A 23658-nucleotide genomic window follows, 5' to 3' on the forward strand; every position below is an offset into this window, starting at 1 on the left:
AATGGAAGACCTCTTCGTGTGTAAGGTGGTCTTTTTTTGTTGTTACTATTCGAGATAACCAACCCAACCCAACCCAACCCAACCCAACCCAACCCCTTACTTTAACAACTAAGGAGCCAGTCTGTTTTGCACATGGCACACATCTGATGACATCATTAATATAAAGGTGGAAACCAGAAACAGAACATAAACGTAATACGGCAGAAAGTTGAAGTCTCCATTAGAAATCACAATTAGAAGTCCCCATTTAGAAGTTTCTAAAAACCTGCTAAAGTAGAGCCAATGAGATATAACACTCTTCCTGAAAATTCTAACGATCACAGTGGAGCTTATTTGCATGATTTTGAGTTGTTTGAAATTCTAACGATCACCAGGGAGCTTATTTCAGCAAAAACACGTAAAATATACCTGTTTCCACACCAAATGATCGAAATAAGCTCTCCTGAGATCGTTAGAAAATAAAAAGGTAAGATATACGACAGATAGCGTCTCTGGTGATCGTTAGAAAATTTCTGCTCATAGTTTCGCGCAAGACTACGGGCCGTTCCATCATCCACAGCAAAAAAAACGTTGAAACGATGTGTAGCTATCAGGGATGATGACTAACTGAGCCGCAATGGAATCATATTTAGATATGTAGATGTGTAAAGCAGGATATATAGAGCATTAATATCTCAGCACATTGCTAAGAAACGTTCACACATAATGTGACACATCTGAGACACATCTAACATGACACAGGGGAGACTCATTCACTCATAAATTAGCCGCGAGTAAGTAATCATTAACAAAAACCTAGATACTCGATGCCAATCCACCTACCAGCTACTACGGATCAAATGCAATCGTTACACTACGGAAAAACGTGTGCCCAGCACGCCCAGCACCGCATTAAGGAACAACGTGTGCCAAGCACGCCCAGCACCGCATCAAGGAACAACGTGTGCCAACCCCGCCCAACCCCGCACCCTAACAACGTTGGCCATATGTGTCTAACCGCTATGCCACGAAGTCACGTTCACTATATATGTGATACGCTAACAGTTCATCTTTGAGCTTCATCCGCCCAGCCGAGCCACATCCGAGCTATCCGCACACCACCCGTTTACATTCGTAGAGCATAAGTTCGATACCGCTGAATGCCGCTCGCAACATATATAATTTCTTGATCTAACAGGCTGCGGAGGACTCTTCTCGTATGTGCGTCAGAGATTCGCAGATGTGTTGCCAATTCCAAAGGGGTAAACGGCCGGATTATACGTCTCGCATACCGCACGGCCTCAGCATCCAACCAGTTGAGGGCTGCAGGCGCATCTGAAGCCATAAATTTTCCCATAAATGCTAGCACCAGTTGCTGACACTGTTTTGGTTCATCTTTAATGGAGAGGTAGGCAATCGGCAGGAAAAGCCAGTCTTCCAATGTTAGGAGACATTGTCGCCAGCATAGATCTTTGAAACGTCTCACATCAAGATCACGAGCATGAGGCCCATAACCCTGAATCTCAATACCGCCTTTCACACCGTTCCCTGGTAAGTAGGCAAGATCCAGATAACGATAACCGTTGTGAAAATCTCGAACTTCCCACTCGGGATGCAAATGGTTAAAATTTTTCATGACGGGAAACCAGACGGAGCGCAAAAATTCCAATGTACCATGTTCAAGCCCATGTTCAATCCGTGATCGAACGCGGGGGTTGGTTTCTTTTGTGAGCAGAGTTCTCATCCATTCTTCATATGCTTCATCAAAGTTTTGGATTATTGTACTCATGGCATGATAACCTCCTAAGATAAGTTAGTGGAAAAATGTAAAAAGCCGCTTTACCCAATCTTTCCTGCCTCCATAATTGGAAGGTTGGAAAAATGGACAAAGCGGCGTGTGCTTCACGACCGATTAATTCATATCTATTTACTAACATCTATAGCTACTTTTTCTACAATAATTCCAAGTATAACCTAGACCCGGTTTTGATGCTACTCCCGCTTACCTCCAGCGCCTACTGGTTGTGTAGTTTAATTTCATGAAGATTTTACAACGAAAGTATGAGTGAGTTCTAAAGAGTGAGTTAAGAGTGAGTTCATTATGGTAAGGATCTCTTGGGCTTAACACAGAAGTACCACTTTTACTATGAGTAAGTTTATGTCGGATTGGATGAACAACCAAGTCGTTTAACCGTTTCTGCTAAAAGAGAGCAACGCTTCCACGTACCATTCACCTTACCCGTTCAGATGAGAATCCTCAATCCCTTGTTCCACACGTTGCTCACCTTTTTTACGGGCAAACGTGATTTTGAGCAGTGGAGGTGTGACCAGTGTTGTGACGATGACCATAATGACAACGCTGGTAAAATATTCGGCATCCAGTAAGCCTGATGCAAGTCCCGTCGAGGCAATGATGAGCGCAACTTCGCCTCTGGAAATCATGCCCGCCCCGATAGCAATCGAAGAAGAACGATCAAAACCGGTCAACCGGGCTCCGGCACCGCCTCCGAGAAGCTTGGTGACAATGGCAACGATGCTAATGACGATGATCAGGCCAAGCTGTGACCCAACGCCCTCAAAGGTTACATTCAGTCCAATACTAACGAAGAAAACAGGCACAAATATACTGTAGGCGATCGGTTCCACCTTTTGCTCCACTTCATGCTTGAATCCCGTTTGGGAAATCGCAATCCCTGCCGCAAATGCACCGATAATCCCTGCGACGCCCATCCATTCTGCGAAGTAGGAGAAACCAAAGCAGATAATCAACCCTGCTGTAATCACTGTTTCTGTCACACGTAACGGAGCCATCCATTTCATAATTCGTGGTACAAGCAGCCAGCTTGCCGCAATAATAATAACGAAGAACAATAGCTTTTTACCGATAAGCCAGCCAATGGAGACATCTCCGCCACCTGTTCCAAGTACACTCATCATGACAGCAAGCAGTACAACGACGAGCACATCATCGACTACCGCTGCCCCCAGAATGGTGGTACCCTCACGCGAACCAAGCTGGTTCATATCCTTCAACGTTTGTACGGAAATACTAACGGAGGTCGCACAGAATAACAAGCCAAAAAACAGTGCGTGTGTCTGCGACATCCCAAAAGCTATTGCCGAACCGTATCCTCCGATAAAAGGTAAAATAACCCCGCCCACCGCCACGGCGAAAGCGGCCTTCCAGTTTTTCTTTAATTGCTCCAGGTCGGTTTCCAGACCGGCGATAAACATAAGCAGTAATACCCCGATCTCGGCCATATAATGCACAAAATCACTTTTATCCACCCAGCCCAGTAGAGCAGGTCCAATGACAACACCCACAATAAGTTTACCCAGCACCGATGGCTGACCTAACCGAACGGAGAGATCACCGGCAAGTTTGGTGAAGATCAAAATAAGGGCAAGCACTAAAATAAATTCCACGAATGGTTTCTCCTCTCTGATCGCGCAATCTTAGAATATCCTTTCCAAGGGAAAACATCTCTGTTCCACCCGGCCTGAACAAAAAAAGGCACGGAACAACGATAACAAGTTACCGTTCCATGCCTGTAAAAGACAAAGAGGGGCCCTTGGTGACAGGCTCCTCCATGATCGACGCGTATGTGATTAAGTGCATTAATTATACCACATTTGAGGACTTGGGTAAAATAGTACCCTCACGAAGAGGCATGAAAATAGCCTAAAACGGGCATTTATACGTAAGGACAGCCTGTTTTTGTTCAGAGTGTTGTCACTTAACAGCCCTGATTTACCGAGATATAATGATATAGAACACAGAAAGTTAGGATATGAGGAGGACTTTGCATTGGCTAAAAAGGAAAGAGGGGACCTGAACACGTCATCGAATCAGATCACCCCGACCAGTAATAAAAATTTCGCAGGTATCATTATTACCATCTCCATTCTTGCTAACGTTATCATCTTGTTATTGTTTTTCGCACCATCGATCGGGTACAAAGGTGACGTCACGTTTGACATTACGGTGTTGCCACGTTTTAATGCCGTGTTTAACAGTTTTACCTTTATCTTTTTGCTGGCTGCGCTGATCGCGATTATCAAACGTAACGTCAAGCTGCATAAACGCTTTATTTTGGCGGCATTCTCAACCACGCTGCTGTTCCTGGTCACGTATCTGACGTTCCATTATCTGTCTCCGGAAACCTCCAAGTTTGGTGGCGAAGGCATCGTTCGTTCGATCTACTTCTTCATTTTGATCACACACAGCATTCTGGCTGCCCTGATTGTGCCGCTTGCGCTCTTTACGCTCGTCTGGGGCTGGACAAACCAGTTGCAGAAGCACCGTAAAATCGCACGCTGGACGATGCCGATCTGGTTGTATGTCAGCTCTACAGGCGTAGTCGTTTACTTGATGATGGCACCGTATTATTGATTTCTTTACGTCATTAACCATTGGTATGATGAATATGGTTTTATCTGAGCGGAAATGGCGTTTTGAATGGGTTATATTCACCAATGACGCATACGCCTAATGTATAATTTAGCTGGTTCTTCGGGTAATGTATCCAAGGAAGGAGGGGCACGTGATGTACAGAATAGTGTTGATTCGCCATGGACAGAGCATGTGGAACGTGGAAAACCGGTTTACGGGCTGGACGGACGTGGATCTGACCGAGGATGGGTATGGTGAAGCGCGTAAGGCCGGAAAAATCCTGAAGGAGCAGGGGTTTGATTTTGACTGTGCCTACGCGTCGGTGCTGAAACGTTCCATTCGTACACTGGATATAGCGCTGGATGAGATGGACTTGATGTGGATTCCGATTGAGAAGACGTGGAAGCTGAACGAGCGCCACTATGGTGCGCTGCAAGGGCTGAACAAGCAGCAAACGGCGATGAAATACGGGGAAGATCAGGTTCACGAATGGCGTCGTTCGATTAACGTTTCCCCGCCAGCACTCGATGAGAACGATGATCGATATGTGCAGGATCTGGACAAGTACAAGCGCCTTGGCTGCACGATCCCGCGTACGGAGAATTTAATGGACACGTCCAAACGGGTGCTGGAGTACTGGGATGCAGAGATTAAACCGATGGTTTCTTCGGGAAAAAGGGTGCTGATCTCCGCGCATGGCAATACGCTCCGTTCACTTGTCATGCATCTGGACCAATTGTCCGAAGCAGACGTGATGGCGCTCAACATCCCGACAGGCATTCCGCTGGTCTACGAGTTGAACGAAGAGCTACACCCGACCGGTCATTTTTATCTGACAGCCGATGGCTCGACCTACAAGCATGAAGAGATGAGCCGAGTAGCCCGACCATCCGACTAATGGCGAGGGGTTAGGTCAATAGCAACCCAATAAAACAATGAATCCATATGATGCCTATAAGCTCATATGGATTCAAAACCAAGCCTTGTATCGCTCATGTAGACTCACGTTACGGAGCATAATAACCGAGCAAAAGATGATCACCGAACCATTCTTCATTTCGGTAATCATCTTTTTTTGTACTGCCGAACCGTAATAGCCGGGTGTGCCAGTTGGAGAAACATTTTATTTTTTACAGGCAAGCTTGGATATCGTTTCGTTTGTGCTGGATCGGGTAAAACTCAAACAAGACACGATGTACATGAATCCAGAAGGAGGAGAGCTACATGTCGAAACGTAAATTGCTTATGACGGCGATTGGAGCTGGCGTGACGTATCTGATGAGGAATAAACAGGCTAGGGACAAGGTGATCAGCACCGTATCCAATATGGTGAAAAAAAACGGATCATCTTCAGCCCGTACCGCTAGACCGCGGGTAGAGGTTAGCAACCAAGATTGGAGAAACTAAGCAATACCTCGAATAACTTGAGTTACACAAAGTTAAACATATAAGTAGCTTGCATGTACGTACTTGCTACTTGCAAGCACATATGGTGATTGAGCACATCAAAGAGACCTGGGACGATTGTTCCGGGTTTTTCTGATGTGTTGTCTAAGTATCACTGGAGATCGCTTCCTATGCGATTTTTTCCATGAAGAATGATACAATGAATACTTGCAGAACGTATGGAGAGGAGATGCACTTATGGAAAAAGGTCAAACGGGCACTTCGATGAAAAAAAATCGTTTGGGCACATCTGAACTAATGGTAGGGGAGATCGGACTGGGCTGCATGTCGCTTGGAACGGAACTAAAACCTGCGGTGGAACTGATTCACGAAGCACTGGATCTTGGGGTTAATCTGCTGGACACAGCTGATCTGTATGATGCCGGTCGGAACGAAGAGATCGTGGGACAAGCGATCAAAGGGCGCCGGGATCAAGTCATTCTGGCAACCAAAGTGGGGAACCGCCGTATTCCTGGCAAAGAGGGCTGGTCATGGGACCCGTCCAAAGCTTATATTAAACAGGCCGTGCATGAAAGCCTCAAACGACTGCAGACTGATTACATTGATCTGTATCAGCTTCATGGTGGCACGCTGGATGATCCAATCGCTGAGACCATTGAAGCGTTCGAAGAGTTGAAGAAGGAAGGACTTATCCGAGAGTACGGCATCTCTTCCATTCGTCCGAACGTGATTCGGGAGTATACAGAGAAATCATCCATTGTCAGCGTAATGAACCAATACAGTGTGCTTGATCGCCGTGCTGAAGAGGAAGTTTTACCTTTACTCGAGCAAAAAGAAATCAGTGTCATCGCTCGTGGTCCCGTTGCCAGTGGTGTACTGGCAGCATCCGGAACGGCAAAGGCGGATAAAGGATATTTGGACTACACGCCAGAGCAGCTGCATCACATTCGCCAAGGTCTGGCTGGAATGGTCACCGATGATCGCAGCATGGCACAGACAGCCATCCGTTATGCACTTGCGCACCCGGCGGTTGCAGCTGTCGTTCCAGGAGCCAGCTCCAGAACGCAATTGCTGCATAACATTGCTGCTGCTTCTTCGGCGCCGCTCACCACTGCCGAGATTCAGTTCATACGGGAGCATAGTCCTGCCAACCGTTATACGCAGCATCGCTGAGGGGCGGGTTGCCTGTTTTCAAATGTAACTATTTGAAGTACAATAAAGACAGGCAACAGATGCAGCAAGATGAGTAGCCTGAACCATGAAGTGCACCAAACTCTACACAAAGTACAACCATTAACTAGAACGACATAAGGAGAGAAAAGATATGGAAAGAATTCAAAGTGAACAGCAATACCGCGACCTGATTAACTCCGACGGTTTAACGGTCATTAAATTTGATACAACCTGGTGCCCGGACTGCAAAAACCTGGACCGATTCATCGGTGACGTTATTGACCAGCATACCGACAAAACCTTCTATGCGCTGGATGCAGAAGAATTCCAGCCGTTTGCGGAAGAGAATGGCGTACGTGGCATTCCGAGCCTGCTGGTGTTCCAGAACGGTAAAAAGCTTGCACATCTTCACAGTAAATGGGCCAAAACCCCTGCCCAAATCTCCGAGTATCTGCAGACTCTTGAATCCAAAGTGTAAGCTGATGCTTAGCAAACCCCTGCTTGTCTTATGACAAAGCAGGGGTTTTTTTGAATTGTGATCGCTTCGTTGGCGTTACAGTTTAACAAGTTTACTTCTTGTTGACTTGAGATTGACAAGCAGAATGCTCGCAATAATCATGACCAGTCCGGCAATCAGGTTGAAGGTGATCGACTCTCCAAGAAACAGCACGCTGCACAGCAGAGCAATTAACGGAATCAGAAAGGTGAAGGAGCCCACCTTGCTGGCTTCCCCGGAACTGACAAGTTTGAAGAACGCAAGCCATCCGAGAGCAATGACAAATACAGAGATGAACAGCATATCCAGCACAAAAGGCAACACCCATTGTATGGCATTCCAGTTCTCTGTTGCCGTTCCTGTTAATGTCAGAATCACCCCGCCAATAAGAATCGGAATGGCTGTCATCCAGATTCCGTCCACTTTGGCTGAAGTTTTCTTCATATAGATCGTGCCAGCAGTCCAACTGATGGCACTGAACAATCCCAGCATGACACCTTCCGGGGACACTTTCCCAGTCATGCCACCGATGCTGATCGTTGCTACGCCAGCAAAGCCGAGCACGAGTCCTATTATTTTCATGGCATACATCGTCTCACCCAGCCACAGCCATGCCCCAATGCCCAGCAGGACAGGCTGCAGGAACACGATGGAAGAGAACAGTCCTGCGGGCACTTCGGTCAGACCGACCGTCTGGAAGCCGTAGAAGAAAGTGATGTTAAGTACGGCAGATATGGCGTAAATATACCATGTTTTACGAAACTGAATTGTTTTGTACCGAGGAAATGCGTAAATGCTAAGAACCAGTCCAGCAATCAGCAGGCGCATTCCGGCAAACAGAAGGGGTGGTGTATAGTTTAATGCGTATTTGGTCAGTGGCCAGTTGATTCCCCACATGAGAACCAGAAAAGCCAAGATGTAGCCTGCTTTTGAACGTGATAAAGCCATAGATTATCTCTCCTTCAAGTTATATGCGAAAGTCTGTTGAACGGCAAAGGCCAGTACAGTTAGTTTTTCATCTGAATCAACCCATTCGAATGTTCTTTGGCCATTGTATTTACCAGTCGTTGATCGTCCGTGTTCACCATGATACAATAACAAACGTAATAATTGAAATGCATGTTATTTATGAGGAGCATACCAGAACTGTTATGAACAATTCACAATTACAGTTATTTATTAAAATAGCCGAGACGAGAAGTTTCACACGAGCCGGCCAAGAGATGAATATGACGCAGCCTGCGGTGAGCCGTGCCATCTCCGCACTGGAGAGCGAACTGGATGTTTCGCTCATCATTCGAGACCGACGTAACGGTATTATGCTGACCGATGTAGGGCAACGAATACTAGTCATTTTCCGCAGAATTTTACAGCAGTATGATAAGGTACAACAAGTAGTTGCTGCGGAGAAAGGGCTGGAGATTGGAACCATTCGCATCGGTTCTTTTCCGATGTCCTCGGCTCATCTATTGCCTCGAATTATTCGATCTATCCGTGATCGTTATCCGCAGATCGAATTCGAGCTGCACGAAGGCAATATTGTGGAGATTCAGCAGTGGTTGCATTCGCGTGTTGTTGATGTGGCTTTAATGATTGCAACGGAGCAGGAGGCGGTAGAACTAAACTATGAGACAATGCCGCTGTACAACGAAGAAATGCTTGCGGTATTCCGTGAGGACGAGACGTTTGCTGATCAGGACATACTGGATGTGAAACGGCTGAGCGGGCAGTCAATGATTATCTGTAACGGTGGTTATGAGATGCCTATTGTAGATCTGTTTGCCCGTGCGGAAGCAGAGCTTAGCATCGGCTTTATTGTTCATAATGTCAATACGTGTCTAAACATGATCGAACAAGGATTGGGAACGGCCATATTACCTGCCATTTCGTTATCATGGCTTCCACCTGGTGTCAGAGCTCTGCCAACGGAGCCGAAAGCCTATCGACCCGTTCAGCTTGCTGTACCTTCCTTTACGGAGGCTTCTCCAGCTTCGCGCTTGTTTGTGGAAACGGCATTACAATTGTTCGGACAGCAGCAGTAAAAATCTTGTTTAGAATTTGTTCAGTATCGTTCGCTATACTTAATAGAACAAACTGAATATTGGAGTGAACAAGAGCCACATGAGCAGAGAGATTATAGATGAGATGCACCAATTAAGCCACAATGACGACCGCCGATATCACTTGTTGATGATGGGGGTTAAACAAATGTTACATGAACAGAAGCTGAACCGATATCGCTGGCTGGGGAGACTTAAGGAGCGGAGAAGACAACGAAGCATTCAGGCAGACCGCTGGGAGTAACGATCTAACTTCCTGAACATGCCATAGAAATACGATGGTATATTTACATATGAAGTGATAGCAAAATGGCGGCCCTACTTCCGTGAGGAAGACAGGGCCGCCATTTTTGTTAAAGCAAAACGATCTGTTTGATGTTTGATATGAATTGAACGGTGTTTACACAGATTCCATTACATCATCAGGATCACAAAGAATACAGCTGCCAGTACAAAGCGGTACACAGCGAAGACGGTCAGGCTCAATCTTTTCAAAATAGACAGGAATGTCTTGATCGCCAGCATGGCAACGATGAACGCGGCGATAAATCCGATCGCAAAGATCAGAAAATCATCGCTGTTCAGATGATCGATGCTTTTGTACATATCATATCCCGTGGCACCAATCATAATTGGAACGGACACGAGGAAGGTGAACTCTGCCGCAGCTACCCGGCTGATTCCGGCAAACAAGCCGCCCGAGATCGTGGAGCCGGAACGGGAGAAGCCCGGCCACAACGCCAAAATCTGAAACATACCCACAGCAAACGCTTGTTTGTAGGTAATATCGTCAACGTCATGTGTGGTAATGCGTGAGCTCTTATGGCTCCAGCGTTCAGCTACGATCATCAATATACCACCGATCACAAGGCTGTACAGTACGGTTTGCGGACCAAACAAGTGAGCCTTGATCCAGTCCCGGAACACGAGTCCGATGACAACGGCAGGAACCATCGCCAGAATGATATGTCCCAGATTGAGGCGGCGGGAATACGGCCTTTTGCCTCCAGTAAAGCGAAACATATCAATGAATTTGTTCCAGTACAGTACGACAACAGCCAGTACAGCACCAAGCTGGACAACCACCTCAAACGTTTTGACTGACTCGTTGTCCTCTGATAGACCCAGCAAATGAGCTGTCAGAATCATGTGTCCGGTAGAGGACACGGGCAAAAACTCAGTCAAACCTTCGATGATGCCCATAATAATGGATGATATAAAGTCCAATTCTCTTCCTCCTTGAGATGCAGATGACAGCCATAAGGCTTGTCCTGCTATAACGATGTCTGTCCTTTCGAACAAGACTATCCTCTATTATGCTCAGAATTGCCTCCCACTTCAACTCTATGCTTGTAACCCGTTGTTTAAAACTATATTGACAAAAACCTAGTTATCCCATAGGATATATATTAACTGACTGACTGATCAATCGGGAGGGTAAAAAGCATGGCCAAAGTCAACGGTTTGGGACCCGGAGAAGAACGAAGGGACCAAATTATTCGTATAGCGATGGAACGATTCGCAACTCAAGGGTATCATCAGACGAAAATCTCTGATATTGTTCGCGAAGCTGGAGTCGCTCAGGGAACCTTTTACTGGCACTTCAAGAGCAAGGAAGCCATTGCTTCCGAGATTTTGTTAACGGGCAGAGAACAATTGCTTGAAGCAATCGGGCAAGGGTACCGGAAGGATGCCGGGTCGGTTGAAGATATGGTGAAGGCCTCGGAGAAGCTGTTTACCAACTTGTTCACCTTTGCAGCGCAGAACCGATATTTCATGGAGTTGTTGCTTAAGGGGATCGTGACCGAAGAATCCGTCCAGAGGCTAGTTGAAGAGACTCGCAATGCGGTGGAGACAGCATTCCGTCACAATATGGAGCGTGCCATCGAACTGGGGATGCTGCCAGCAGATATGAATGTACCCTTACGCGCGGCATTGCTTGTAAGCATGATCGAGGGCATGATCTCGCGCTGGTTGTTCGGCTCAGAGGAGCTACACGGCCGTTTCGCGGAGATGAGCGCTACTGAATTGGCAACTGAAGCGGCGAGTTTTGAGTTTTACGGCCTGCTCGGTACATAATGTCGGCAGGGCCTGGGGCTTTATTTTTCAGGCAAAAGAGGCAGCAAGGCTTCACATTTAACACACTTCTTCACATGATTAAGCCAGTCACAGGGAATAATGGAATCACCAAGAGAACATAAGATGAATGAGAGGAAGTTAACGTCATGAACAACACATATGGAACTAAAATTCGCAAAGGGTGGTCACTCACCGCAATTCTGCTCATGGTTGTGCTTGTACTAAGTGCGTGCGGCAGCAAACCAGCGGCGGAGAATGGCAATACAAACAATGCAGCACAGTCTGGCGGCAACGAACTGGAGCAGATCAAATCAGCAGGTGTCATGAAGGTCGGCATGATGGGTACGTATCGTCCATACAACTTCTTGAATGACAAGAAAGAAATGGACGGATTTGATGCGGATATCGCACGTGAAGTAGCGAAGCGTCTTGGCGTTAAGGTTGAGTTTGTATCTCAGGAGTTCTCCGGTCTGACACCAAGTTTGCAGGCGAAAAAGCTGGATGCGATTATCAGCCAAATGACGATTACGGACGATCGTAAAAAAGTGCTGGATTTCAGTGATCCGTATATCACCAACCAGGTCAAAATTATTGTTAAAGAAGACAACAACGATATTACGAAACTGGAAGATTTCAAAGGCAAAACGATTGGTGTAGGTTTGGGCACAAACGATGAAACATACCTGCGGAACGAAGTGCTGCCAAAAGTCGGAGATTTTACAATTAAAACATATGATGATGTTATCTCGTCTCTGAAAGACCTGAACGCAGGACGGATTGATGCCACGATCAACAACCTGTATGCTTTGAAGCCCATCGTAGATGCAAATGGATTCAAAATTAAAGCTGTAGGCGAAGCAATCAAGAGCGACCAGGCAGGTATTGCGGTACGTAAGGACAACCCTGAGCTTGTAGCAGCACTGAACGATGCACTGAAAGGCATGAAGGATGACGGAACGTACAATACCATTTTCAAAAAATGGTTCGGTGAAGAGCCTGCGCAATAATGGACCGGCAAGGCGAAGGGAAGTTTGATCCATGGAACTGATATTCGAAAACATCCCCTTCTTTCTGAAGGGGGCTTATTATACGCTTTATGTCACCGTGATCTCTATGTTTTTTGCCTTTATCATCGGGGTACTGGTAGCTATTGCCAGGCTTAAAGGACCGATGTGGTTAAGGCTGATCGCCAGATTTTATGTATCCATCATGCGGGGAACCCCGCTGCTGGTGCAATTATTCGTTATCTATTACGGGCTTGTGGATTATGGCGTAACCCTCGGGTCACTAACGGCCGCTTGTCTTGGGCTCAGTCTGAATGCGGGGGCGTTCCTGTCCGAGACGTTCCGAGGTGCGATCCAAGCTGTACCGAAAGGGCAAACGGAAGCTGCATACGCTACGGGTATGACCCCGGCTCAGGCGATGAGACGGATCATTTTCCCGCAGGCGGTGCGCATTGCCATTCCGCCGATGGGCAATACCTTTATTGGCATGCTCAAGGAAACGTCGCTAGTCGCTGCAATTGGCGTTACCGAACTGCTGCGTTCTGCACAGCTCCTGGTATCCCAGTATGCGCTAAATATGCCATTTTACCTGGCGATCGGAGTCATTTATTGGATTATGAGCATCGGCTTCTCGGCCATTCTGGAGCAAGTAGAGCGCCGGCTGGCCCGGGCTTACTAGAGGGGGAGAGAAGCGATGATTACAACAACCGGACTGACCAAACGTTTTCAAAATCATGAAGTGCTCACCGATATCGATATGCATGTAGATGCCAAGGATATTGTTGTTCTGCTGGGTCCCAGTGGCTCAGGCAAAAGTACCCTGCTACGCTGTCTTAATGGACTGGAACAGTTGTCCGGCGGACAGATCGAAGTGAACGGCGTTGTGGTAAACAGCGCAGATCCGCTGCGCGTTCAACGTGCCCGGGTGCTGGAGATTCGTCGCCAGACCGGCATGGTGTTCCAACAGTTTAACCTGTATCCGCACAAGACCGTGCTTGGCAATGTAATGGAAGGTCTTGTGACCGTGAAAAAAATAAAGCGGGACGAAGCCGCTGAACGCGGACGGCTTTTGCTGGACCGTGTAGGTCTGTCGGATAAGCAGGATGCGTATCCTTCCCGTTTATCCGGCGGACAACAGCAACGCGTAGCCATTGCACGGGCACTGGCAATGGAGCCGGAAGTGATGCTGTTTGACGAACCGACCTCGGCCCTCGACCCCGAACTGGTTGGAGAGGTGCTGTCGGTCATGAAAGAACTGGCGCAGGAAGGCATGACCATGTTGGTCGTGACACATGAGCTGAAATTCGCCCGGAACGTGGCGAACAAAATTGTTTTTATGGCGGATGGCTCCATTGTGGAGACGGCAAGCCCTGAAGCCTTTTTCGAACATCCGGCGCAAGAGCGTACACGCCAGTTCCTGCGGCAGATCACGGAATTTTAAACCACCCGGTGAGTGGAAGGTTATTCTGTCATCGCAGTGTATGTGTAAACTACTATAGAAAGAAGGAAAACATCATGAATGTAACAACAGTATGGAAGGGAAAACGCGCGTTTACCTCCGAAGGACCCTCAGGGTATGCTGTAGGCATGGATGCCACAGCGGCATATGGCGGTGACAGCCAAGGCGCTACGCCGATGGAATTGTTACTCGCCGGACTTGGTGGTTGCATGGGAATCGACATCACGATGATTCTGGATGCTTTTCTGGACAAGATCGATTCGATTGAGATTGAAGCACAAGGCACACGGAGCGAGGATATGCCCAAAGGTTTTACGTCCATTGACCTGATCTTCAAAGTGGACGGGGACATCCCGGATTACCGGATCTGGAAAGCCATCCAGATGGCTGAAGAGAAATACTGCGCCGTTTCCGCATCACTGAGCGCAGATATCCATCCGAAGCTGATCCTCAACGGCGTGAGCACACCGCGTCCTTAAAAGCTTTAATTTCACTTTCACTAAGGCGAAGAACAACTTCAGATCTAATGATAAATCTAACGTTAGTTTGAATGAAAAGACACTTCCAATCACGGAAGTGTCTTTTTAGCTTGGCATATTTTATTGAATCCCACTCATGTATCTATAACAACTCAGGTCCATATCTCCACTTTAATGTCGAATCGAAGACCGCAGTTATATGGTATGATGGATGCGCAGGTGAGAATGATCTGCTTCGGATGATCGCAAGTTGTAAGCGCTTATACAAGATGACGGAAGGTGCGGATATGTTAAAACGGCTGATTCGTATTACAAATGATCTCAAATTAAAGCATAAATTACTCATTTCCTACGTGCTTGTTGTCATGGTTCCCGTCCTGATTATCGGTCTCGCGGTGACCAGTTATTTTCGTCAGCAAGCACTGGATAATGCCATTGGGCAAACGATCATCAATGTGGATAAAATTAAAAGCCAGACGGCAACGATGCTGCGCGTGCCTACGGACATATCCAACTTGCTCATGTTTAACAGCGATCTCAAGGAGATCGTGAATCGACAGTATAAAAGTGTGGTGGAGCTGACCTCGGCTTACCTCGCATATAAAGATTTCCAGGAATATCGGCGGCTATATCGGGAAATTGCAGGTATACGTTTTTACTCGACGAACCCGACATTGATCAACAATCTGGAATTTATTCCGGTCAATGAGCGAACCAAGCAGAGTTACTGGTACAAGGAAGCGCTGAAAACAACGAGCATCGGCTGGTTTTACATCCCTGGCAACGAAGACAATCCGGTTCACCGGCTTAGTCTGGTGCGCAAGGTTCCTTTTGCCGAGTATAAGACCGAAGGTGTGCTGATGATCGTAATCAATCAGGAGGAACTTAACGGTTTGTTGCGCCAGGAGCAGTTCGAGACACTGATTACCGATGAGCAGGGTTACGTTGTTGCGGCGAAAAATACCGACCTGGTCGGGAAAACGCTGGGTGAGCTTGATTTTGGCGTAGACCTCCAGAGTCAACCCAAGGGTACCATTGAGGCTGATTTTCAGGGGGAACCCTCGAATATTGTCATTGATGAATTGGGCCCGGGATCAAGCTTTAACAAGCTAAAGGTTATCTCGGTGTTTGCGACCAAAAATATCGTAAAAGATGCCAACCAGATTAGCCAGATCGGCATGATTTTTATTACCATGGTGCTGGTGATCGCGTTGCTTCTGGTGTACATTATTTCATTCCTCACGTCGAACCGGCTACTACGCCTCAGTAAACATCTGAACAAGCTGGCTCTTGGAGATTTGAACGTCACTTCGCGCATTGACGGGAACGATGAGATCGGGCAATTATCACGTCAGTTCAACTACATGGTGAAAAGTATTAACGAACTGATGACCCAGGTGGTCGAGACAACAGAACAGAACAACCAATTGGAAATCGCCCAAAAAGAGATTAAACTGAAAATGATGGCCAGCCAGATTAATCCTCATTTTTTGTTTAACGCACTTGAATCCATTCGCATGAAGGCTCATATCAAGGGAGAAGCAGAGATTGCGAATATTGTCAGGTTGCTTGGCAAGCTGATGCGGAAAAGTCTGGAGATTGGCAGCGGCAAAACAACGTTTCGGGCAGAACTGGAAATGGTGCGTTCCTATTTGGAGATTCAGAAGTTTCGGTATGGGGACAGGTTAGCCTTTGAAATTCATCTGGACCCTGAGGTGGAGAGGATGTATATCCCGCCTTTGATTATTCAGCCAATTGTGGAAAACGCTATTGTGCATGGATTAGAGAACAAAGAAGGAACCGTGCGGGTGCACATTCTGATTTGTATGGTAGATCGTATGGTCACGGTACAAGTGAAAGATGATGGAGCGGGCATCACGCCGGAACGACTTGCAGAAGTGATGCAGTTTGTCAGCGGTCCTGAAGAAGAGGAGAAGAGCCGGATTGGCATGCGCAATGTGCATCAGCGTTTGACTTTGACGTACGGGGAAAATGCCGGGTTACAGATTAACAGTGTGTACGGGGAAGGAACAGAGGTTTCTTTCACCTTGCCAGCAGGAGGGAACCAGCATGTATAAAGTATTGTTGGTAGACGATGAACCAAGCATTCGCGAGGGATTGACGACGATTATCGATTGGGAAAAATACAGCTTCCAGATCATGGCTACAGCCGGAAGCGGGCGCGAGGCCATCGCCTGTTTCAACGAACTCAAGCCGGACCTGACCATTATTGATATACGGATGCCAGGCATGACTGGCCTGGAAGTCATCGAAGAGATCCGCCAGCATGAACCTGATGCACATTTTCTGATTTTGAGCGGTTATGCTGACTTTGATTACGCCAAGAAAGCAATCAGCTTCGGCGTGGATGGTTATCTGCTGAAGCCGGTGGACGAAGAAGAGATCATCGCTGAACTGGAACGAATTGCGGGACAGCTTCATCAGGAACAGGAAACGCAGGCTCGCTACGCCGGAGAAGATACGGCATACAGAGAACATCAGATTGAGGCATTGTTATATGACTCTTTACAAGGTAAGGGGAGCGAGGAAGAGGACAGTCTTGGACTGCACTGGCCGCAGTATCAAGTGATTTTGCTGGAGATTCATGCAACGCTTGATCTGCAGCGGGGGAATGAGATGAAACGCAAACTGATTGAAGCATTCGATCAGAAGGACAAAGGTATCGTATTTTCATATCATTCCGGCTTGGGGTTATTGATCAAAGAAGCGGTTACTCAGAATACCTCATCACAGAATCTCTATGATGAATTGCAAGCATTACTCGCAGAATGGAACATTCACATGTACGCTACCGCTGGAGAACCGGTACAGTCTACTACTGAGATTGCCAGATCATACACACAGGCGAGTAGCCTTATGGCAGAACGGTTCCTGTTCACAGAGCAACGGATCAAACGCTGGGATGAAGGGCGACTGTCTCCTTCAAGTGCGGAGGGTAACGGTACGGGAACCCAGCCAGACGGCGCTCAAGAGCCTGATGAAGTTGAACTTGCGGACAAGCTGTATTATGCCTTGGACATTCGCAGCAGTGAATCTGTTATGCGTGTGCTTGGAGAGATGGAGGAGCGATTGATTCCGTATCATTGGACGGAGCAAGCGATCAAAACGGCATTTTCGCAGGTGTTCTCGCTCGCGTTCAATAAACTTGCTGCAGCGAATCAGCATATGCAAACCATTATGCAGGATCACTCTGTGCTGATTAATGAGGTGTATCATCAGTTCACGATGGCTGATCTTAAAGCGATGGCGGCGGAACATCTGGATCGTCTGATTCAGCGTATGGGCGGAGGCAGTACAGATACCGTGATGAAACAGATGATTGAGTTCATTCAACGGAATCCCGGTGAGAATCTCAAGCTGGAGGTTCTGGCCGAGGTGTTTAACTACAACAGCAGTTATCTGGGGAAATTGTTCAAGAACCACACGGGCGAGTCTTTTAACGCCTTTCTGGATAAAGTTCGAATCGAGAAAGCGAAAGCTTTGCTTGACGAAGGGTTAAAGGTGCATCAGGTGGCTTCAAGAGTCGGCTATGCCAATGTGGACTATTTTCACGGTAAATTCAAAAAATACGTAGGAGAATCTCCTTCGGCGTATAAACAATCCAGATCCCAATCTCACACGAGAGAAACGAATCACCATGACAATGAAGAGGAATAAATAACCCGGGGTGGTACGGGAGTTCTTCATAATATAGTCCATGTACTTCCCCGAATAAGCAATGGTTTGTCCAAGCTGTACACCGTAGACTGATTGTACAAAGTACAAGAGTCCAGATGAAGGGATGGCTGCAGGATATGAATCGTACTGATTTAACGACTGTACGTCACACGATAAAGTTGAACGGAACATGGCATTTCCAATTAGCTGAACAGAGTGGAGAACGAAGAGAACGAGGAGAACGAGGGAATGCTGGGCCAATTAATCCTCCGCACAGGGATGATGTCTTGTGGAATACGATTCAAGTTCCGGGGTCATGGGAAGAGCAAGGATACGGGGAAGCGCCGGAGTACGCCAGAATCGACACATGGACCAAAATCCGGGAGTATGAGGGGGCAGCATGGTATGCGCAGGACATTTATATTCCCTCTGATCCACAGAACGGACACTATGTATTCAGACTTAAAGGTGTACGTTGGACATCAAGGCTGTGGTTCAATGGGAACGAAGCGGGAGAACGAGATAGTCTGCTGACGGAACAGACGTGGGATGTGACCCCTTGGGTAAGGGCAGGAGAAATCAACCGTGTCGAGATTCGGGTCGATAACACGATGAAGCTTCCTCTCGCGGGCAGTCACATTCATTCATTACATACAGCTACGGCTTGGGGAGGTATTACAGGAGGAGCCTATTTGGAGAGACAACCCATGCAGCGGGTACATACGGTGCGTATTGAACCCGATCCTGCTAACGGAAGGATAGCAGTTCGGTATACGGTTAATAATCCGGCTGCAGACTCAGTCGCACCGTTGCAGCTTCTAATTGATATCCAGCATCCGGATGGATCATGGCTTAAGCGAGAGTGTTTTGATATCGATTGTACTGGGAACAGTGCAAACACTGGAAGTGATGATGATTCCTTGAATAGCAGTGTTGAGAAGGGCTGGGTTACGGGGGGATGCCAGATTGCATTGGACTCCGAGAAAGCGATTGCCATGTGGAGTGATGAGAGGCCCCTCTTATATCGGGCGGTAGTCCAATTGCAGGCAGGCGAACAGAAGCTTGACCAGGAGGAGCAGCGGTTTGGCATGCGTTCTTTTGCATCCAAGGGTAAACAACTTGTCCTGAACGGAACACCAGTGTTTCTGCGCGGGTATGTGGACTGTTGTATCTTTCCACTTACGGGATATCCCGTTTGGGATGCACAGTACTATGTGAAGCAATTTCGCATAGCCAAGTCATACGGCTTCAACCATGTTCGTTTACACGGGTGGAGTCCACCGGAACCATTCTGGGAAGCCGCCGATGAAGAGGGCATGCTTGTACAGGCAGAGCTTCCTCATTGGTCACGTTTTTTTGAACAGCGGGATATGCCTGCTCCAGTTGAAATACGGACGTATCTGACACAGGAGCTGGATCGGTTGCTGGAAGCATTGCATCGCCATCCTTCCTTTGTCCTGTTCTCCCTCGGCAATGAGTTAATTGGCGCAAACGGGCATCCTGAACTGAATGCGCTTATTTCAAGAGCAAGAGATACAGATCCGTCGAGACTATATACGGATAACACAGGATTTGGACAACTTCCAGCTCAAGGCAGAGAGACCGATTATTTTATTCAATCATTCAACTGGCATCCCCCGCTGGAATCTGTATTGGCGGCGGTACCCGACACTACGCTGGATTATCATGCGGTTACACGGCTTGCATCACATCCGGTGATCGGGCATGAACATGCGCAATTTACGATGTATGTACGTCCGCAGGAACGAGAGAAGTATACAGGTGTCCTTCGTCCTACGTGGTTAGATCCTGTCGAAGAGTCGCTTACACGTAAAGGCATGATTGCAAAGCTGGAACAATATCAGCAGGCAACGGGCATCCATCTGATGCGATCCCTTAAAGAAGCGATGGAGCGAGTAAGACGTACGCCAGATGCTGCGGGCATCCAGCTGCTGGATATCCGTGATTTCCCGGGACAGGGACACGCCACCACGGGTTTTCTGGATGTCTTTTGGGAAGATAAAGGGATAACCACACCGAATGAAGTGAAGCAATTCAACGCTGAGGTGGTCATCCTTCTTGGCTCCAGAGAGCGGACATACTATGCTGGAGAACCGATCGAAATCGAAGTACGTGTATCCCACTTTGGCAAAAGGGTGTTGAAAAATGCTTCCATTCACTGGAGAATGGTTACGGTTACGGACGAACGGAAGCTTGCTGAAGGAGAATGGAGCTACGGAGATATGCCGTGCGGTGCGGTAACATCTCTCGGGAGTATTATGGTTAACTCGCCGGCCGAAGGTGTAGTTGCGTTTCGAGTGGAGGCTGAGCTACGTTGCGACCATGTGAATGATCCGTTGCATTCCGGTAATGCGGAGCATTCCACCGTTTACTCTTCCCATCGTTTAGCAACCGTTACGATAGCCCGGAATCAGTGGCATGGTTGGTCTTTCCCACAGATGAAGATGCAAAACGAACGTCATGGAGAGATGAAGCGCATCTGGAATACGGTAAAGGAACTACAGCCCTTATTGGCTGATTCTTATCATGATGCTGTAGATCATGTGAATGGCTTCCGATGGTTAAAGGAAAATCAGCATGACCTGTTGATCGTGAAGTCGTTAACATCCAATGTACTGGATCTTCTCTTGAATGGTGCAAGAGTTTGGCTTATGCCGGGTGCAACGGATCTGTATGATCCAGTGGAAACGAAGTACCTGCCAGTGTTCTGGAATTATCTCATGTTTGCCACCCAGCCGGGGGCTACGATGGGCATGTATATGGAGAAAGAAATGGCTCTTCTCGGAGCTTTTCCGCAGGATGGAGCTTCGGATTGGCATTGGTATCATCTTGTGAATGGTACGCCGGCCATATGCCTGGATACCATGCAGGGGGCTACACCGCTGATCGAGGTGGTAGATCATTTCCACCGAGCGAAACGGCTGGCTTATGCTTTTGAGGCCAGAGCGGGGAAAGGGAGTATCCTGGTATCCTCTTTTCCTTTTACCGATACAGCCTTGATGAAGCGTCCGGAAGCTGCGTTTCTTTTTCAAGAGATGTTGTCTTATGCCCGCGGAGAGCAGTTTCATCCGGAAAGCTCCGTTACAGCCGCCGAGTTGCTGGGGGGATTCAAACTTCAACCTATTCAATTCACATTGTGATAAGGCACGAATCAAGACACTAAAGGGACCTGACCAGGTCTCTTTTTTTGATGTATGAAATGTGAAGTAAACGGTTTCCGAAAAACGTTTTCGCATTTTAGTTAAAAAAGTTATTTTTTACTTCATATAGATTTTATAACACTAATAAGTATTTAATATCACTAATTTTAACGGATAAATGTCTGATTTTAGAGGGGGATATCTAATTTCTATATGATTTTCTCTAAAATCCAGATGGTATTTTGAAAACGCTCTATAGATTATGATTATTTTATAAAAACAGAGGAGGGGGAACGGAGATGGAAACGCTAACAAAAAAATCCGCTTCCGCGAAAAGAGGCAGTGACTCCCAGCCGCCATTGAAGCCAAGGCGTAACGGAGTTTGGGACAGAATGAAACAGCAGAAGTATCTTTATCTTATGTCATTGCCATTCGTCGCTTGGGTTTTTGTATTTAACTATCTTCCGCTGTGGGGATGGACGATGGCTTTTCAAAACTATAAACCGGCCAGGTCGTTCGGTGAACAGGACTGGGTTGGTTTTAAACACTTTGTAGAATTGTTCAGTGATGACAGGTTCTATCTGGTGCTTCGAAATACACTTGCGATGAGTTTGATGGGACTGGTTGTCGGTTTTATCGTGCCGATTTTCTTCGCGATCCTCCTGAACGAAATGAAAGGCATGTTCTTCAAACGGGCTGTACAGACCGTATCGTACCTGCCTCACTTTGTATCCTGGGTCGTTGTCGCGGGGATTATTACCAAGATGCTGTCCACGGATGGAGGCATTATCAATGACCTGCTCATCGGTCTCAATATTATTGATCAGCCCATTCAGTTTATGGCCAAAGGCAATCTGTTCTGGTACATTGTAACCGCTTCAGATATGTGGAAGGAAACGGGCTGGAATGCGATCATCTATCTGGCGGCCATCACCGGTATTGACCAGGAACTGTATGAAGCATCCCGTGTAGACGGTGCAAACCGTTTTAGACAGATGTGGCATATTACACTGCCAGGTATCCGGACGACGATCTCCGTATTGTTCATCATGTCCATCGGACATCTGATCAGCATCGGTTTTGAGAAACAATTTTTGCTACAGAACAGTCTGGTCCTGGATTACTCGGAAGTCCTTGATCTCTACGCACTCAATTACGGTTTGAATATGGGCCGATTCTCGTACGGTACAGCGATAGGTATCTTCAACTCTGTTGTCAGTATCATCCTGTTGTTTACGGCCAACGGTTTGTTCAAAAAATTCACCAAAGAAAGCATCATGTAGGGAGGGGGAGACATTATGGCGAACAAAACATTCAATGCCACACGGGGCGATAAAGTGTTCGATATATTCAATATCCTCGCGATGACCATGGTGCTGATTGTAACACTCTATCCATTCCTTAACGTACTGGCGATCTCACTGAACAACTCAGCGGATACGGTACGCGGCGGAATTTACTTATGGCCTCGTGAATTTACATTACAGAACTATCAGACGATCTTCCAGTATGAAGGTCTGCTCCAGGGCTTAAAAATCTCCATTATGCGTACGCTCGTGGGCACACTGCTTGGACTAATCAGTTCATCCATGATTGCCTTTACGCTAAGCAGACCTGACTTCGGTCTTCGGAAGTTTGTATCTACAACACTGGCGCTGACGATGTATTTCTCGGGTGGTCTGATTCCGGTATACATCCTGATGCGTGACCTGAACCTGATCGGTACATTCTGGGTATACGTATTGCCTGGCATGATCAGTGCCTGGAACGTATTTATCATCCGTTCATTCATTGACGGCTTGCCCTATGCCTTGCAGGAATCAGCCAAGCTGGACGGTGCGAATGATTTTAAAATCTATTACAGCATTATTTTGCCGCTCTGTAAGCCGGTACTCGCAACGATTGCTTTGTTCCTGGCAGTAGGTCAGTGGAATGCGTGGTTCGATACGTACCTGTATAACGGCTCAAAAGCACATCTGACGACGTTGCAATACGAGTTGATGAAAGTACTGCAAAGTACACAACAAGGTTCGGGAGCCGGACGGAATGCGAATGATATGGCACAGCAAATGACGCAAATCTCTCCAGAGTCGATCAAAATGGCGATTACGATCGTCGTTACCGTACCAATTCTGATTGTATATCCATTCCTGCAAAAGTATTTTGTTGGCGGGATGACGCTTGGAGCCGTAAAGGCTTAGACCTGTAATCTCGTAGCATAGACCTGTAATCTCGTAGCATAGACCTGTAATCTCATGTGAAGACTGGCTTAATAATGGATCGTACACCT

21 protein-coding genes are annotated in these 23658 nt (G+C 47.1%); 17 read left to right on the plus strand and 4 right to left on the minus strand.

What is annotated here, in order from left to right; genetic code table 11:
* Positions 1 to 1105: 1105 nt before the first annotated feature.
* Positions 1106 to 1768 carry a transcriptional regulator gene (locus FS818_RS22125; protein ID WP_397351803.1) on the minus strand — a complete coding sequence of 221 codons (663 nt, stop codon included), beginning with the start codon at positions 1766 to 1768 and terminating at the stop codon, positions 1106 to 1108.
* Between the two features lie 446 nt (positions 1769 to 2214).
* Positions 2215 to 3405: a cation:proton antiporter gene (locus tag FS818_RS22130; RefSeq protein ID WP_145334765.1), complete on the minus strand. Its 1191-nt coding sequence runs from the start codon at positions 3403 to 3405 to the stop codon at positions 2215 to 2217.
* Between the two features lie 382 nt (positions 3406 to 3787).
* Here FS818_RS22130 and FS818_RS22135 point away from each other — a divergent pair, with 382 nt between their 5' ends.
* The 5 genes from FS818_RS22135 (at position 3788) to FS818_RS22155 (ending at position 7430) form a co-directional block, all read left to right on the plus strand.
* The gene (locus FS818_RS22135) at positions 3788 to 4372 is read left to right on the plus strand and encodes a DUF420 domain-containing protein (RefSeq protein WP_397351804.1); all 585 of its coding nucleotides are present in this window, start codon (positions 3788 to 3790) and stop codon (positions 4370 to 4372) included.
* A gap of 154 nt (positions 4373 to 4526) precedes the next feature.
* Entirely contained in the window at positions 4527 to 5270 is a 744-nt protein-coding gene (gpmA, locus tag FS818_RS22140; protein ID WP_145334768.1) for a 2,3-diphosphoglycerate-dependent phosphoglycerate mutase, read from the plus strand.
* A 326-nt stretch (positions 5271 to 5596) separates the two neighbouring features.
* Positions 5597 to 5779, plus strand: coding sequence for a hypothetical protein (locus tag FS818_RS22145; RefSeq protein WP_145334771.1), 183 nt, complete (start codon positions 5597 to 5599; stop codon positions 5777 to 5779).
* A gap of 264 nt (positions 5780 to 6043) precedes the next feature.
* Positions 6044 to 6952, plus strand: a complete 909-nt coding sequence (locus tag FS818_RS22150) for an aldo/keto reductase (RefSeq protein ID WP_145334944.1) — start codon at positions 6044 to 6046, stop codon at positions 6950 to 6952.
* A 151-nt stretch (positions 6953 to 7103) separates the two neighbouring features.
* A complete protein-coding gene (locus FS818_RS22155) occupies positions 7104 to 7430 on the plus strand; it encodes a thioredoxin family protein (RefSeq protein WP_145334774.1) in 327 nt (108 codons plus the stop codon).
* 75 nt (positions 7431 to 7505) lie between these two features.
* Here FS818_RS22155 and FS818_RS22160 read toward each other — a convergent pair whose 3' ends face one another.
* Positions 7506 to 8396, minus strand: a complete 891-nt coding sequence (locus FS818_RS22160) for a DMT family transporter (RefSeq protein ID WP_145334776.1) — start codon at positions 8394 to 8396, stop codon at positions 7506 to 7508.
* 203 nt (positions 8397 to 8599) lie between these two features.
* Between FS818_RS22160 and FS818_RS22165 the strand changes: the two genes are divergently transcribed.
* Positions 8600 to 9490 carry a LysR family transcriptional regulator gene (locus FS818_RS22165; protein ID WP_145334779.1) on the plus strand — a complete coding sequence of 297 codons (891 nt, stop codon included), beginning with the start codon at positions 8600 to 8602 and terminating at the stop codon, positions 9488 to 9490.
* 79 nt (positions 9491 to 9569) lie between these two features.
* Entirely contained in the window at positions 9570 to 9752 is a 183-nt protein-coding gene (locus tag FS818_RS22170; RefSeq protein WP_123065904.1) for a hypothetical protein, read from the plus strand.
* A 170-nt stretch (positions 9753 to 9922) separates the two neighbouring features.
* Here FS818_RS22170 and FS818_RS22175 read toward each other — a convergent pair whose 3' ends face one another.
* Complete coding sequence (locus FS818_RS22175) at positions 9923 to 10711, minus strand: undecaprenyl-diphosphate phosphatase (RefSeq protein ID WP_240037061.1); 789 nt, start codon at positions 10709 to 10711, stop codon at positions 9923 to 9925.
* Positions 10712 to 10954: 243 nt separating this feature from the next.
* On the opposite strand from FS818_RS22175, the gene FS818_RS22180 reads away from it, so the two are divergent.
* The 10 genes from FS818_RS22180 to FS818_RS22225 all read left to right on the plus strand — a co-directional run bounded on the left by FS818_RS22180 (position 10955) and on the right by FS818_RS22225 (position 23569).
* Entirely contained in the window at positions 10955 to 11587 is a 633-nt protein-coding gene (locus FS818_RS22180) for a TetR/AcrR family transcriptional regulator (RefSeq protein WP_145334782.1), read from the plus strand.
* 146 nt (positions 11588 to 11733) lie between these two features.
* Positions 11734 to 12594, plus strand: coding sequence for a transporter substrate-binding domain-containing protein (locus FS818_RS22185; RefSeq protein WP_145334785.1), 861 nt, complete (start codon positions 11734 to 11736; stop codon positions 12592 to 12594).
* A gap of 31 nt (positions 12595 to 12625) precedes the next feature.
* The gene (locus tag FS818_RS22190; RefSeq protein WP_123065900.1) at positions 12626 to 13270 is read left to right on the plus strand and encodes an amino acid ABC transporter permease; all 645 of its coding nucleotides are present in this window, start codon (positions 12626 to 12628) and stop codon (positions 13268 to 13270) included.
* 15 nt (positions 13271 to 13285) lie between these two features.
* Positions 13286 to 14032, plus strand: coding sequence for an amino acid ABC transporter ATP-binding protein (locus tag FS818_RS22195; RefSeq protein WP_145334787.1), 747 nt, complete (start codon positions 13286 to 13288; stop codon positions 14030 to 14032).
* A gap of 74 nt (positions 14033 to 14106) precedes the next feature.
* The gene (locus FS818_RS22200) at positions 14107 to 14529 is read left to right on the plus strand and encodes an OsmC family protein (protein ID WP_090924948.1); all 423 of its coding nucleotides are present in this window, start codon (positions 14107 to 14109) and stop codon (positions 14527 to 14529) included.
* 287 nt (positions 14530 to 14816) lie between these two features.
* The gene (locus FS818_RS22205; protein ID WP_145334789.1) at positions 14817 to 16607 is read left to right on the plus strand and encodes a cache domain-containing sensor histidine kinase; all 1791 of its coding nucleotides are present in this window, start codon (positions 14817 to 14819) and stop codon (positions 16605 to 16607) included.
* Entirely contained in the window at positions 16600 to 18207 is a 1608-nt protein-coding gene (locus tag FS818_RS22210; protein ID WP_186331817.1) for a response regulator transcription factor, read from the plus strand. The genes FS818_RS22205 and FS818_RS22210 overlap by 8 nt, the downstream gene beginning before the upstream one ends.
* Before the next feature lie 137 nt (positions 18208 to 18344).
* Positions 18345 to 21368: a glycoside hydrolase family 2 protein gene (locus FS818_RS22215; RefSeq protein WP_186331818.1), complete on the plus strand. Its 3024-nt coding sequence runs from the start codon at positions 18345 to 18347 to the stop codon at positions 21366 to 21368.
* A gap of 299 nt (positions 21369 to 21667) precedes the next feature.
* The gene (locus FS818_RS22220; protein ID WP_145334795.1) at positions 21668 to 22651 is read left to right on the plus strand and encodes an ABC transporter permease; all 984 of its coding nucleotides are present in this window, start codon (positions 21668 to 21670) and stop codon (positions 22649 to 22651) included.
* Positions 22652 to 22666: 15 nt separating this feature from the next.
* A complete protein-coding gene (locus FS818_RS22225; protein ID WP_145334797.1) occupies positions 22667 to 23569 on the plus strand; it encodes a carbohydrate ABC transporter permease in 903 nt (300 codons plus the stop codon).
* The last annotated feature ends 89 nt before the right edge of the window (positions 23570 to 23658 follow it).

It is taken from the genome of Paenibacillus xylanexedens (assembly GCF_007680605.1).
GTDB lineage: Bacteria > Bacillota > Bacilli > Paenibacillales > Paenibacillaceae > Paenibacillus > Paenibacillus xylanexedens_B.

Excerpts from the sequence above, each read along its gene's own strand:
- FS818_RS22170 (WP_123065904.1), top strand. The coding sequence starts at position 9,570 with ATGAGCAGAGAGATTATAGATGAGATGCACCAATTAAGCCACAATGAC.
- gpmA (WP_145334768.1), top strand. The coding sequence starts at position 4,527 with ATGTACAGAATAGTGTTGATTCGCCATGGACAGAGCATGTGGAACGTG.
- FS818_RS22225 (WP_145334797.1), top strand. The coding sequence starts at position 22,667 with ATGGCGAACAAAACATTCAATGCCACACGGGGCGATAAAGTGTTCGAT.
- FS818_RS22145 (WP_145334771.1), top strand. The coding sequence starts at position 5,597 with ATGTCGAAACGTAAATTGCTTATGACGGCGATTGGAGCTGGCGTGACG.
- FS818_RS22215 (WP_186331818.1), top strand. The coding sequence starts at position 18,345 with ATGAATCGTACTGATTTAACGACTGTACGTCACACGATAAAGTTGAAC.
- FS818_RS22220 (WP_145334795.1), top strand. The coding sequence starts at position 21,668 with ATGGAAACGCTAACAAAAAAATCCGCTTCCGCGAAAAGAGGCAGTGAC.
- FS818_RS22175 (WP_240037061.1), bottom strand. The coding sequence starts at position 10,711 with ATGGGCATCATCGAAGGTTTGACTGAGTTTTTGCCCGTGTCCTCTACC.
- FS818_RS22205 (WP_145334789.1), top strand. The coding sequence starts at position 14,817 with ATGTTAAAACGGCTGATTCGTATTACAAATGATCTCAAATTAAAGCAT.
- FS818_RS22165 (WP_145334779.1), top strand. The coding sequence starts at position 8,600 with ATGAACAATTCACAATTACAGTTATTTATTAAAATAGCCGAGACGAGA.
- FS818_RS22125 (WP_397351803.1), bottom strand. The coding sequence starts at position 1,768 with ATGAGTACAATAATCCAAAACTTTGATGAAGCATATGAAGAATGGATG.
- FS818_RS22190 (WP_123065900.1), top strand. The coding sequence starts at position 12,626 with ATGGAACTGATATTCGAAAACATCCCCTTCTTTCTGAAGGGGGCTTAT.
- FS818_RS22150 (WP_145334944.1), top strand. The coding sequence starts at position 6,044 with ATGAAAAAAAATCGTTTGGGCACATCTGAACTAATGGTAGGGGAGATC.
- FS818_RS22180 (WP_145334782.1), top strand. The coding sequence starts at position 10,955 with ATGGCCAAAGTCAACGGTTTGGGACCCGGAGAAGAACGAAGGGACCAA.
- FS818_RS22155 (WP_145334774.1), top strand. The coding sequence starts at position 7,104 with ATGGAAAGAATTCAAAGTGAACAGCAATACCGCGACCTGATTAACTCC.
- FS818_RS22195 (WP_145334787.1), top strand. The coding sequence starts at position 13,286 with ATGATTACAACAACCGGACTGACCAAACGTTTTCAAAATCATGAAGTG.
- FS818_RS22160 (WP_145334776.1), bottom strand. The coding sequence starts at position 8,396 with ATGGCTTTATCACGTTCAAAAGCAGGCTACATCTTGGCTTTTCTGGTT.
- FS818_RS22210 (WP_186331817.1), top strand. The coding sequence starts at position 16,600 with ATGTATAAAGTATTGTTGGTAGACGATGAACCAAGCATTCGCGAGGGA.
- FS818_RS22200 (WP_090924948.1), top strand. The coding sequence starts at position 14,107 with ATGAATGTAACAACAGTATGGAAGGGAAAACGCGCGTTTACCTCCGAA.
- FS818_RS22185 (WP_145334785.1), top strand. The coding sequence starts at position 11,734 with ATGAACAACACATATGGAACTAAAATTCGCAAAGGGTGGTCACTCACC.